We start from the raw sequence: 12,692 nt of genomic DNA on the forward strand, positions 1-12,692 counted from the left end.
GGCGCACAAAGCGCATAGCTTGGCTAACTTATTCGGTAACATGGGCGCGATATGACTGATCTGAACGACATGCCGCCGTCGTTGCGGGCTGCGGGCGACAGCTGGGTCATCACCGAAAGTGTCGGCGCCACCGCGCTGGGCGTCGCTGCGTCCCGCGCGGTCGAAACCGCCGGACCTGACCCGCTGATCCGGGATCAGTTCGCGCAGCTGCTGGTGTCAGCGGCCGGTCCGGCCTGGGCCCGCTTGACCGATGCGCAGATGGCCTGGTTGGACGGGGATGAGCACGGGCGGCGGCTGCACCAGATCGGCTGTAACTACCAGGCGGTGCGTACGCACTTCTTCGACGAGTACTTCATCGCCGCAACCGGGGCGGGCGTACGGCAGGTGGTGATTCTTGCCGCTGGGCTCGATTCGCGCGCCTACCGGTTGGCGTGGCCCACCGGCACCTCGGTGTACGAGATCGACCAGCCCAAAGTCTTGGAGTACAAAGCCGGCATTCTGGATTCGCACGGGGCGGTTCCCGCCGCACAGCGGCATGCCGTCGCGGTGGACTTACGCGAGGACTGGCCAGCCGCCCTGAAAGCCGCCGGCTTCGACCCCGAGCAGCCCACCGCCTGGCTGGCCGAGGGCCTGCTCGCCTACCTGCCCAGCGACGCGCAAGACCGGCTGTTCGAGATGGTGACCGCGCTGAGCGCGCCGGGCAGTCAGTTCGCCGTCGAGGTGTTCGCGATGAACACCCGCGGCAACAAGCAGCGGTGGCAGCGCATGCGCGACCGGCTGGGGCTGGACATCAACGTCGAGGCGTTGACCTACCACGAGCCGGACCGTTCGGACGCCGGGCAATGGCTGGCCGGCCACGGCTGGCAAGTGGACAGTGTGAACAACCACCAGGAGATGGCCCGGTTGGGCCGCCCGGTACCCGAAGATTTGGCCGACGAGGCGGTCACCACCACGCTGGTGCGCGCCCGTCTCGGCGTGCCTGCCAACTGAGCACAGACAAGGGGATCAAGCGATGAGCACGTTGCGCACCCACGACGACACCTGGGACATCAGGACCAGCGTCGGTGCCACCGCGGTGATGGTGGCAGCGGCCCGCGCCGTCGAAACCGAACAGCCCGACCCGCTGATCCGCGATCCGTACGCCAAGCTGCTGGTCACCAACGCGCGCGCCGGGGTGATCTGGGAAGCGATGCTGGACCAGGACATGGTGGCCAAGGTCGAGGCGATCGACGCCGAGACCGCCGCCACCGTGCAGCACATGCGCAGCTACCAAGCGGTGCGCACGAACTTCTTCGACACCTACTTCCGCGACGCCGTCGCAGACGGCATCCGCCAGATCGTCATCTTGGCGTCCGGCCTGGATTCCCGGGCGTACCGGCTGGACTGGCCCGCCGGCACGACGGTGTACGAAATCGATCAGCCGCAGGTGCTCGAATTCAAATCGGCGACGCTGTCCGAAAACGACGTGAGGCCGGCAACCGATCGCCGTGAAGTGCCGATCGACTTGCGTCAGGACTGGCCGGCCGCCTTGCGTGAGGCCGGCTTCGACCCGTCGGCGCGGACCGCCTGGCTGGCCGAGGGTCTTTTGATGTATCTACCGGCCGAAGCCCAGGATCTGCTGTTCACCCGCATCGGTGAGCTCAGCCCGCCGGGCAGCCGGATCGCGGCAGAGACGGCCGGCAATCACGCCGACGAGCGGCGAGAAGAGATGCGCGAACGGTTCCGGAAGGTGGCCGAGACGCTCGGGTTGGAGCAGACGGTCGACGTGCAGGAGCTGATCTACCACGACCCGGATCGCGCGGTGTTGGCCGACTGGCTCAACAGCCACGGATGGCGCGCGACGGCCCAGAACGCGACCGACGAGATGCGTCGGGTGGGCCGCTGGGTGGACGGCGTGCCGATGGCCGATGACAAGCAAGCGTTCTCCGAGTTCGTGACCGCGGAACGGCTGTAATGCCGCGCACCGCCGACGACTCCTGGGACATTGCGACGAGTGTCGGGGCGACCGCGGTGATGGTCGCGCTGGCCCGGGCGGCCGAAACCGCCAGCGCCGACCCGCTGATCCGCGACGAGTTCGCTGAACCGCTGGTGTCCACGCCCGAACTCGCCGGCGTCCGGGAACAGGTGGCCACGTGGTGGACGCCCGAGCCTCAAGACGGCGACGAGGAGGCGGCGGATCTCGTCGTCGACGCCCAGCAGATGATCAACTACCAGGCCGTCCGCACGCACTTCTTCGACGCCTACTTCGCCGAGGCGGTGGCGGCCGGTGTCCGGCAGGTCGTGATCCTGGCGGCCGGCTTGGACTCGCGCGCCTACCGGCTGCCGTGGCCGGACGGCACGGTGGTGTACGAGATCGACCTGCCCAAGGTGTTGGAGTACAAGGAACAGACGCTGGCGGCACACGGGGCGACCCCGACCGCCGACCGGCGCGCAGTGCCCGTCGACTTGCGCCACGACTGGCCGCAGGCACTGCGCGATGCCGGTTACGACACCGAGCGGCCGACCGCCTGGCTGGCCGAAGGGCTGTTGCCGTTTCTCCCGGCAGCTGCGCAGGAAGCGATGTTCGGCTCGATCGACGCGTTGAGCGGGCCCGGCAGCCGGGTGGCCGTGGAGATGTTCGGCGTCGACGAGGAAAACCGTAAAGAGGCCGAGGAGCGGTGGGCCCAGGTGAGCGCCCAGCGAGAAGCGCGCGGGGAAGACACCTCGTTCAATCCGTTCGACCTGTGGTTCGACGACGAGGGCCGGCCCGAGACTGCGGAGTGGTTCAGCGCGCATGGCTGGTCGACGCAGGTGGTCGGTGCGCGCGAGGAGGCGCAGCGACTTGGCCGGCCGCCGCAATCAGAGGATCGACCGTTCCTCAATTACTTCGTGACGGCCGCCAAGGCCTGATCCGACCGTTGTCGCGTATCACGTCGGACATCGCGACACCTGTCCCCGCGCCAGCCATGGTCGACGGCGCGTCGCGCGACTCGCCCGCGGGCTGCCGGGCGGGGTGATGAGCAACCGGGTCGGGATCGTGCTACTGCCGCTTTCTGGGCGTGACTAGGATCGCGTTATCACCCGGTAGACGACCGCATGCGAACAGCAGCGTGCAGCTCCGGAGAAGGAAGGACAACGATGACCACCGACTCCCTGCCCAAAGCTGCACCGGCCAACGGTGCACAACAGACCAACGACGTCGCCGGTACCGTCGCCCGGCTGCGCAAGACCTTCGCCACCGGCCGCACGCGCAGCCTGGACTGGCGCAAGGAACAGCTGTTGCAGCTGGCGACGCTGATGGAGGAGAACGAGGCGGCAATCGCCGCCGCATTGGCCGAAGACCTCGACCGCAACCCGTTCGAGGCCTACATCGCTGACGTTGCCACCACCGCCGGGGAAGCCAAGTACGCGGCCAAGAAGCTGCGCAGGTGGACGCGGCGCCGCTACCAACTCCTCGAGGTGCCGCAGCTGCCGGGTCGCGGCTGGGTCGAGTACGAGCCCTACGGCACCGTGCTGGTCATCGGCGCCTGGAATTACCCGTTCTACTTGACGCTGGGACCGGCGGTCGGCGCCATCGCCGCGGGGAACGCGGTCATTCTCAAGCCTTCTGAGATCGCCGCGGCGTCCGCGCAACTGATGGCCGAGCTGGTTCCGCGTTACCTCGACAACGACGCGATCGCGGTGGTCGAGGGCGACGGATCGGTCAGTCAAGAGCTGTTGGCTCAGGGCCTGGACCGCGTTTTGTTCACCGGCGGCACCGAAATCGGCCGCAAGGTGTACGAGGGCGCGGCACCGCATCTGACCCCGGTCACCCTCGAACTCGGCGGCAAGAGCCCAGTGGTCGTCGCGGCCGACGCCGACGTCGACGTGGCGGCCAAGCGCATCGCGTGGATGAAGCTGTTGAACAACGGGCAGACGTGCGTGGCCCCGGACTATGTGATCGCAGACCTCAGCATTCGCGACGAGCTGGTGAAGAAGATCGGCGACGCCATCAACAAATTCACGGCCGACAAGCCCAACGGTGTGCGGATCGTCAACCAGCGCCAGTTCGACCGGATCAGCAGCTATCTGACCGAAGGGGACGGCAAGATCACCGTCGGCGGTGACGTCGACCCCTCGACGCTGCGGATCAAGCCCGCCGTGGTCGTCGATCCCGACCCGAACGGCCCGCTGATGCAGAACGAGATCTTCGGACCGATTCTCCCGGTGATCACCGTCCGATCCCTCGACGAGGCAATACGTTTCGTCAACTCGCGGGCAAAGCCGTTGGCGGCCTACTTGTTCACCAAAGGGCGGGAGACTCGCGAGCGGTTCATCAAGGAAGTGCCGGCAGGCGGCATGCTCATCAACCACATCGCTTTTCAGGTGTCGACGGCCAAACTGCCGTTCGGTGGGGTCGGTGCGTCGGGGATGGGCGCCTATCACGGCCGCTACGGCTTCGAGGAGTTCAGCCACCGCAAGTCGGTGCTGACCAAGCCCACCCGGCCCGACCTGTCGAGCTTCATCTACCCGCCCTACACCGAGCGTGCCTTCAAGATGGCACGAAGGATGTTCTGACCTAACTCGTCAATCTCCCGAATCGTCAAAACTTCAGAGAGGAACCAGATGCCCGGAGTGCAGGATCGCGTCGTCGTCGTCACCGGAGCCGGTGGGGGGCTGGGCCGTGAATACGCCCTGACCCTCGCTCGGGAGGGGGCCAGCGTCATCGTCAACGACCTGGGTGGCTCCCGCGACGGCACCGGAGCCGGGTCGGCGATGGCCGATCAGGTGGTGGCCGAGATCCGCGACGCGGGCGGCCGCGCGGCCCCGAACTACGACAACGTCGCCACCGAGGACGGCGCGGCCAACATCATCAAGACCGCGCTCGACGAGTTCGGCGCCGTGCACGGCGTAGTGAGCAATGCCGGCATCCTGCGCGACGGCACGTTCCACAAGATGACGTCGGAGAACTGGGATGCCGTGCTCAAGGTGCACCTGTACGGCGGATACAACGTCATCCGCGCCGCCTGGCCGCACTTCCGCGAGCAGAGCTTCGGACGCGTCGTGGTGGCGACTTCCACCAGCGGCCTGTTCGGCAACTTCGGCCAAACCAATTACGGCGCCGCCAAACTCGGCCTGGTCGGCCTGATCAACACGTTGGCGCTGGAAGGCGCGAAGTACAACATTCACTCCAACGCGCTTGCCCCGATCGCGGCCACCCGGATGACCGAGGACATCTTGCCCAAGGAGGTGCTCGAAAAGCTGACTCCAGAGTTCGTCGCCCCGGTGATGGCTTACCTGTGCACCGAAGAGTGCCCCGACAACGGATCGGTGTTCGTTGTCGGCGGCGGCAAAGTCCAGCGAGTGGCGTTGTTCCAGAACGAGGGCCTCAACTTCGACAACCCGCCGTCGGTGCAGGACATCGCTGATCACTGGAGCGAGATCACCGACCTGTCGAATGCGCAAAAAGCTGGATTCAAGTTGTAACTTCGATGAAAGCCTGTGTCGTACAGAAGCTTTCCGGCCCGTCCGGCATGGTCTACACCGACGTCGACGACGTCTCCGACGACGGCGACAGCGTGGTCATCGAAGTTCGGGCGGCCGGGGTGTGCTTCCCTGACCTGCTGTTGACCAAGGGCGAATATCAACTGAAGCTACGCCCGCCGTTCGTCCCGGGCCTCGAGACCGCCGGCGTGGTGCGCTCGGCGCCCGAAGGCTCCGGATTCGAGGTGGGTGAACGGGTTTCGTCATTCGGCGTCCTCGGCGGCTATGCCGAGCAGGTCGCGGTGCCGGTGGCCAACGTGGTGCGCAGCCCACCGGAACTCGATGACGCCGAAGCGGTTTCGTTGTTGGTGAATTACAACACCGTGTATTTCGCGTTGACGCGCCGCGCCGCGATGCGCCCGGGTGACACCGTCTTGGTGCTCGGCGCCGCGGGCGGGGTGGGCACGGCCGCCGTCCAGATCGCCAAGGCGATGAACGCCAGCAAGGTGATAGCGGTGGTACACCGTGAGACGGCAGTCGACTACGTCGCCTCACTAGGGGCGCACGTGGTCCTGCCGTTGATCGACGGATGGACCGAGCAGGTGTACGAGCACACCAACGGCCAGGGCGTGGACATCGTCGTCGACCCGGTCGGCGGTTCGGCGTTCGACGACGCACTGCGCGTGCTCGCCATCGACGGCAAGCTGCTGGTGATCGGGTTCGCGGCGGGCAGCATCCCCACGCTCACGGTCAATCGGCTGTTGCTGCGCAACGTCAGCGTGGTGGGTGTGGCGTGGGGCGAATACCTCAACAAGGTGCCGGGTTCGGCGGCCTTGTTTTCCTGGGGCCTGAACCAGTTGGTCTTCCTGGGCTTGAGACCGCCTCCGCCGCAACGGTATCCGCTGTCCGAAGCCCGGGCAGCGCTGCAGGCGCTGGACGCCGGCCGGGTGCTGGGCAAAGTCGTGTTGGAGCCCTGACGCGGCTAGATGATTCCCTCGACGGCGTTGATGAGGACATTCAGTTCGAACCCGCCGGCGAGCGCGTACAACGCGGTGTTGGCCGCAATCGGGGCGCCGAACGCATAGGTCAATCCGCCCACCGGGTCGCCGCCGATGGCCTGCTCGATGCCGTCGAGGAAGAGGTTGAAGTCGTAGGACGGCACCGAGGTCACCAGTGCATTGGCGATGTCGGCGGTGGGAAGCGCCACCGCGTAGGTGTTGGCCGCCGCGTTGGTGATCGAGTTGGTGATGTTGGTGTTCAGCGCCTGCAGCTGGTCGATGAAACCATCCGGAGAGAACCCGGCGTTCAGCGCCGGCAGGAAGGACCCGCCCGTTCCGCCGGTGGCGCCACCGCCACTGAAGGCTGACGTCAGTGAATTGACCAACGCGGCGGGTGACGGCGGCACCATCGCTTGAATGTCCCCGACGAAGGCGCCGAAGCCCTGCTGGCTTCCGGAGATCAAGTCACCGGCCAGGCTGACCGGGTTCACCGACGGGAAGATGCCGAACGGCGTGGGCACATCGGCAGGGCTGGTCGAGTAGCCGAAGTGCGGGTCGCCGTAGCCGAGGTTGACCAGGGTGGTCAGGTTGGGCTGCATCAGGTCGGCCAGCGGGTTGCCGATCACCGGGATGGCCCGAAGCGGCTCCAACAGCGGCAGATTCGGGTAGGTGATCATGTAGAACTGGTCGGTCCCGGCGGGACCCGTCGTGGTCGGCAGCTGGACGAGGTTGAACCCGGGCGGTAGAGCGGCGGGGTTGAGGTCCGGGTAGGTGCCGTGCACGAACTGAATGCCGGCGAAGGCGTTGAGGTCGGCCAGCAAGTTCAGCGGGTACCGCGGGAAGTCGGCGTAGCCGTCGTATTGCAGTGTGTAGGTGGCGGTTTGGTAACCGGTGTGCGTCGGCATGGCGCCGTACAGGTCAAGACCCAGGCTGGGCAGTTGCAGGCCGGGGAAGCGGGCGAACAGTCCGCCGTTGGGGTTCATCGGGTTGCCCAGCAGCGTGAAGGCGAGCTGGTCGAAAGGCGGCGGGTTTGTCATCGCCATGATGTTGCGCAACTCAAGGGAGGAAAGGATGGCGCTTTGTGAGTAGCCCAAGACGTTGACATTCTGTCCCAAGGTGATGAGCCCTTGAGGCCCGAAGAGTGCGTTATCCAAGATCTGCACGCCGGTGTTCACCGATACGGTCAGGGGCAAGTCCTTGATCGCGGTGAGCGGATACAACCCCTCGGGGGTCGGCAGGCCGATCAGCTGCGTGGGTGTACCGAAGAGGTAAGGGGCGACGCTCTGCATGTATTGCAGCGAAGGAATCGGCGTTCCGCTACCGGTCATGATCAGGGCGGTGAACGGCTGGGCCAGTGCCGCCGGCGCGAAGCTGGCGAGATTGGGAAGCTGACCCCCAGCAGCCGCGGCGGGGGCAATGCCGCCGCCCAGCAGCGATTGAATCGGTGAGGTCAAGGTCTGGACGGCATTGGAGACCACTGCGGCATTGGCGGCTTCGGCTGCCGCGTAGGCGTTTCCGGCAGCGGTCAGCGCCGCGACGAATTGCTCATGGAAGGCCGTCGCCTGGCCGACGATCGCTTGGTATTCCTGGGCGTGGCTGCCGAACAGAACCGCGATGGCCTCGGAGATCTCGTCGGCCGCCGCGGCGGCCAGGGTGGTCGTCGGGCCGGCGGCGGCGGCATTCGCCGCGGTGATGGCCGATCGGATGTCGGCCACGTTGGTGGCGACGTCAGCCAGCAGTTGCGGTTGTGTCGTCAAGAATGCCATCGGCCAAATCCTTTCGCAGACGGGGCTTTTCGCGGTGACACCGCTTGGCTGTGGTGTCGATGCGGCGGCGCGGCCGGCCATCGCGAAGCCCGGGCATTGAACAGACTAGATCGGTGTGGTCCAGCTCACGGCGGAATAGCGGGTATTGGCTAAATAAGTACCTGTGAGTCTGCTGAAGGGCCGTGCGGCCTAGGGGATCAGGCTTTGAATGTCCTTGATCGTCGACGAGGCGGCCTCGGCAAGCACCAAGAATTCCACCGCCGCCGCGACGGTGCCCAACCCGATGTCGGCCGCGATGGGATATCCGATGGCGTTGACGAGGTTGCCCTGCGCCAGTTGTTCGACGAACAGCTGGAGGTCGTAGGCCGGGATACTGGTGAACAGCGCAGTCAGCGTGTCTGCCGTGGGAAGCAGCACGCCATAGTTGGTGGAGACGATCGAGGCAACCGTGTTGGCCACCTGAAGCGGTGTCGGGGGTGCGTCCAATCCACCGCCCAGGAAACCCGTCGGTGCCGGCAGAGTGAACGACGGCAACGTGGGTGGGTGCGCCATCAGCTGGGAGATGTCGCGCGAGAAGTCGGCGATGCCCTGCTGAGTCCCAGCGGCCAGCGCATTGGCCACCGTGAGCGGGCTGACTTCTGGGAACAGGCCAAACGGAGTCCACACATCGGCCGGTGCGGTGGAGAAGCCGTACGCCGGGTCGCCGTAGCCGAGGTTCACCAACACCTTCAAATCGGGTTGGATCAGGTTGGCCAGCGGGTTGCCGATGACCGGAAGGGCGCGCAGCGGCTCGAGCAGCGGCAGGTTCGGCGTGCGGATCATGTAGTAGCTGGTGTGGCCGGTGTAGCCCGGCGAGGTCGGCAGCTGAAGGGCGCTGTTCACCTGTGCCAGCGTCAGGTCGAAATAGGTGGGATGCACGAACACGATCCCGGCGACCGCATTCAGGTCCGCCAGGAAGTTGAGCGGGTAGCGCGGGAAGTCGGCGAAGCCGTCGTACTCCAGGGTGTAAATCGCCGTGTCGTAGATCGTGTTCGCGGGGGTTGCGCCGTAGAAGTCCAGGCCCAGGCTGGCCAGAGACAGGCCCGGGAATCGCGACAGCAGGCCGCCGTTCGGGTTCATTTCATTGCCGGTCAGAACAAAGTTGAGCATGTTCTGGGGGATCAGATTGCCCGCGGCCGCGAGCTTCTGCATCTCCAGCGAAGCGATGACCGCGCTCTGCGAAATGCCGAAAACGGTCACCGATTGACCGGCCGCAATCTGGCTCTTGATTGCGTTGTCCATGATGGTCAGGCCCTGACTGACCGACTGATTGAAGAACAGGCTCCGCACGCCCGTCAGCGGGTAGAGCTCTTCGGGCGTATTGACGCCCAACGCGTTGGCACCCCGTATGTAAAGGTTCTCAGCCGCAGTGATGAGTTTCTGCGTCGGTATGGGGACGCCCGTGCCGCCGAAGATCAACTGGACCGCGTTCGGTGGGAACGGCGGCAGTGTCGCCGTCGGGAACACCGGCGACGCGGGCGCAGCGAAAGCACCCTGCAACGCACTGACAGCAGCGGCTTCCGCTTGCGCGTAGGCAGTTGCGGCGGCGTTCAGGGTCCGTTGGAACTCGTTGTTGAAGGCTTCGATCTGGCCGACGATGGCCTGGTACTGCTGGCCGTATGCGCCAAAGAAGTTGGCGATCGCCGCCGACACCTCATCACCCGCCGCGGCAAGCAGACTGGAAGTGGGTCCCGCTGCGGCGGCGTTGGCGGCGGTGAGGGTGGTGCCGATGTCCTCGATCTCCGCCGCAACCGATGCCATGATTTGCGGTTCGGCGATCAAATCTGACATTGGCCTCATCCTCTGCCTCCGACCCGGGATGCCAGTCAGACTAGAGGTACGGGTAATGCCTGTCCGGTTTTTGCCCGAAGTTAGATAGTGAGACTTTGGAAGGCTTGGGCAATTGCGATCAATTGTTCTACCACAGCGATGAATTCGATCATGCCGCCAAGAGTCGACATTCCCACGGTCGCCGCCAGCGGGTACCCGATTGCATTGATCAAGTTGCCTTGCGCCAACTGGCTCAACGCCAAGGTCGCGTTGTAGGCCGGCAGGGTGGCGGTAAGAGCCAGGCCCAGGTCCGCGGTCGGGAGCAGCGTCGAGTAAGCGTCGGAGAGAGCGGACGCGAACGTATTGGCGATGTTCAGCGGCGTGGCCGGAATGGGAGCAGGTGCCGGCGGCAGGACCGACGTGAAGAACGGCGGCAACCCCGGCGGCGCGATGGTGGGAGCGGTGGTCAACGCCGTGGGCAATGCGGCAGCAAAGTCGTTGATTCCCTGCTGGGTTCCGGTGACCAGCGCATCGGCGACCACGCTGGGATGGACGTCGGGGAACAGTCCGAACGGAGTGGGCACGTTGGCCGGGCTGGTCGAGTAGCCGTAGTTGGGGTCGCCGTAGCCGAGGTTGACGATCACCCGCAGATCTGGCTCGATCAACGCCGCGATCGGCTCTCCGATGACCGGAATGGCGCGTACCGGATCCAGCAGCGGCAAATGCGCCGACGGAATTATGTAGTACTGATTCGACGTGGTCCCGACCGTGTCCAGCAGGACCTTGTTGGCCACATCGGACAGCGGAATGCTCGCATATTTCGTGTGCAGCGTCAGAATGCCGAAGACGGCGTTGAGGTCGGAGATGAAGTTCAGCGGATACCGGGGAAAGTCGGCGAAGCCATCGTATTCAATCGTGTAAGTCGTTGTCGGATAAGGGTTGTCGGGCGTAGCTCCGTAGAAAGGCAGGCCGATGCTGGCGATGTTCAGCCCGGGGAAGCGCGCCAACAGGCCGCCGTTGGGATTCATCTCGTTACCGGTGAAGACGAAACTGAGCTGGCTGGGCAGCGGCGCGTTCGGGCCGAGCGAGATGAGGTGCTGAATTTCCAGTGAGGCGATGATCGCGCTCTGCGAATAGCCGAAGACCGTGACGGGGTTGCCGGCATTGAGCTGTTGCCAGATGGCGGCGTCCATGATCTGCAGGCCCTGCTGCACCGACGTTGCCAACGGCAATGACTTGACACCGGTAATGGGATAGAGCTGCTCAGGGGTGAACAAACCTTGAGCAAGGGCGTTCGGGAACAGTGGTGCAACGTATCGCGTGAACATCGCGTCGATATAGGCCTGGCCGGGAATGGGCGTCCCGGTGCCGCCGAAAACGAGCGCGGTCAGCGGGTTGACCGAGGACGGCGGCGGCGAAGCCGGTGTCGGTAATCCGGCTATCGCTTGCTGCACCAGTGCCGCTGCGCTGGTGGCTTCGGCGTTGGCGTAGGCGTTGGCCGCGGCGATCAACCGCTGCTGAAAATCGTTGTAGAAGGCCGAGATCTGGGCGTTGACGGCTTGGTATTCCTGGCCGAAGGCGCCGAACAACTTGGCGATGGCGGCCGAGACCTCATCCGCGGCCGCAGGCAACAGACCGGTCGTCGGGCTAGCCGCCGCGGCAGCGGCCTCGCTGATTGCCGAGCCGATGCCCGCCAGATCCGTGGCCGCGGTTGCCAGCATCAACGGCTCCGCGGTTAAGTAACTCAACGCCCTCATCCCTCCTGGCGAACGGTATCCGCTGAGCGTAAAGGGATCTCGCGAGCGTGTCTGGCCTTTGGGCCGACCACATAACTACGGCATATCAGCCGAGCAGTTGGTTGCGGAGTCGCCGAACGTCCGCATCGTCGATACCGGCGTCGCGCAGATACCCGGTCAGCGACCCGAACGTCTCGTCGATGGTCTGCCACGCAGCGGTCAGGTACTCGGGGCGCACACCCAGCACACCGTCGGACAGCCGGGCTTTGGTGAAGGTGATGACCTCTGGAGTCAACTCGACATCGGAGCGTTGCGAAATCATCTCCGAGATCCGGGTCCGCAACTGCGGCACCGAGTCGTTGCTGCGCAGATAGTCCGCGACGATGGCGTCCCGGTCCACCCCCACCGCTTCCAGCACCGTCGCCACCACAAAGCCGGTGCGATCCTTACCCGCGAAGCAGTGGGTGAGTACCGGACGCCCGTCGGCCAGCAGCGTGAACACCCGATGCACGGCGCGCTGGGCTCCGTTGCGCGTCGGGAACTGCCGGTACTCGTCGGTCATGTAGCGGACGGCGGACTCTTCGATGGACGCCTCGGATTGGTCCGCCTCGCCATTGGCGCCGTCGGTGAGGAGCCGCTTGAACGCGGTTTCGTGCGGCGCCTCGTCGTCGGTGCCGGCTTGGTCGTCGGCGAGGTCGGGGAAGGGCAAGAGGTGAATGTCGACCCCGTCGGGCACCTGGCCGGGGCCGCGTCGGGCGACCTCGCGCGACGAGCGCAGGTCGGCCACGTCGGTGATGCCCAGGTGGCGCAACGCCGCCCGGCCGTCCTCTTCCAGGCGGCTCAACTCACTGGACCGGAACAGCCGTCCGGGCCGAAACGCTCCGGTGCTTTCTGCGACGTCGCGGAAGTTCCAGGCGCCCGGCAGGTCCCGGACCGTCATG

General features: G+C 65.5%; 10 protein-coding genes. 6 read left to right on the plus strand and 4 right to left on the minus strand.

Annotated features, from left to right (window positions below; genetic code table 11):
• Window positions 1–51: 51 nt before the first annotated feature.
• From I2456_RS02050 to I2456_RS02075, 6 genes are all read left to right on the plus strand, one after another.
• Complete coding sequence (locus I2456_RS02050) at window positions 52–990, plus strand: class I SAM-dependent methyltransferase (protein WP_085073894.1); 939 nt, start codon at window positions 52–54, stop codon at window positions 988–990.
• A 31-nt stretch (window positions 991–1,021) separates the two neighbouring features.
• On the plus strand, window positions 1,022–1,954 hold the full coding sequence (locus tag I2456_RS02055; protein ID WP_139823126.1) for a class I SAM-dependent methyltransferase: 933 nt from the start codon (window positions 1,022–1,024) through the stop codon (window positions 1,952–1,954).
• A complete protein-coding gene (locus I2456_RS02060) occupies window positions 1,954–2,889 on the plus strand; it encodes a class I SAM-dependent methyltransferase (protein WP_085073896.1) in 936 nt (311 codons plus the stop codon). The genes I2456_RS02055 and I2456_RS02060 overlap by 1 nt, the downstream gene beginning before the upstream one ends.
• Before the next feature lie 228 nt (window positions 2,890–3,117).
• Window positions 3,118–4,536, plus strand: coding sequence for an aldehyde dehydrogenase family protein (locus I2456_RS02065; RefSeq protein ID WP_068030466.1), 1,419 nt, complete (start codon window positions 3,118–3,120; stop codon window positions 4,534–4,536).
• A gap of 48 nt (window positions 4,537–4,584) precedes the next feature.
• On the plus strand, window positions 4,585–5,445 hold the full coding sequence (locus tag I2456_RS02070) for an SDR family NAD(P)-dependent oxidoreductase (RefSeq protein WP_068030472.1): 861 nt from the start codon (window positions 4,585–4,587) through the stop codon (window positions 5,443–5,445).
• Window positions 5,446–5,450: 5 nt separating this feature from the next.
• Window positions 5,451–6,419 (plus strand): NADPH:quinone oxidoreductase family protein, encoded by a 969-nt coding sequence (locus I2456_RS02075; RefSeq protein ID WP_068030475.1) that lies wholly within the window; start codon window positions 5,451–5,453, stop codon window positions 6,417–6,419.
• A gap of 5 nt (window positions 6,420–6,424) precedes the next feature.
• Here the strand turns inward: I2456_RS02075 and I2456_RS02080 are convergent, their stop codons facing one another.
• From I2456_RS02080 to I2456_RS02095, 4 genes are all read right to left on the minus strand, one after another.
• A complete protein-coding gene (locus I2456_RS02080) occupies window positions 6,425–8,206 on the minus strand; it encodes a PE family protein (protein ID WP_085073897.1) in 1,782 nt (593 codons plus the stop codon).
• 189 nt (window positions 8,207–8,395) lie between these two features.
• Complete coding sequence (locus I2456_RS02085) at window positions 8,396–10,036, minus strand: PE family protein (protein WP_085073898.1); 1,641 nt, start codon at window positions 10,034–10,036, stop codon at window positions 8,396–8,398.
• Window positions 10,037–10,116: 80 nt separating this feature from the next.
• Window positions 10,117–11,763: a PE family protein gene (locus tag I2456_RS02090; RefSeq protein ID WP_085073947.1), complete on the minus strand. Its 1,647-nt coding sequence runs from the start codon at window positions 11,761–11,763 to the stop codon at window positions 10,117–10,119.
• Window positions 11,764–11,857: 94 nt separating this feature from the next.
• Complete coding sequence (locus tag I2456_RS02095) at window positions 11,858–12,691, minus strand: tyrosine-protein phosphatase (RefSeq protein WP_085073899.1); 834 nt, start codon at window positions 12,689–12,691, stop codon at window positions 11,858–11,860.
• Window position 12,692 lies beyond the last annotated feature (1 nt).

Source organism: Mycobacterium kubicae, assembly GCF_015689175.1.
GTDB classification, from domain to species: Bacteria; Actinomycetota; Actinomycetes; order Mycobacteriales; family Mycobacteriaceae; genus Mycobacterium; species Mycobacterium kubicae.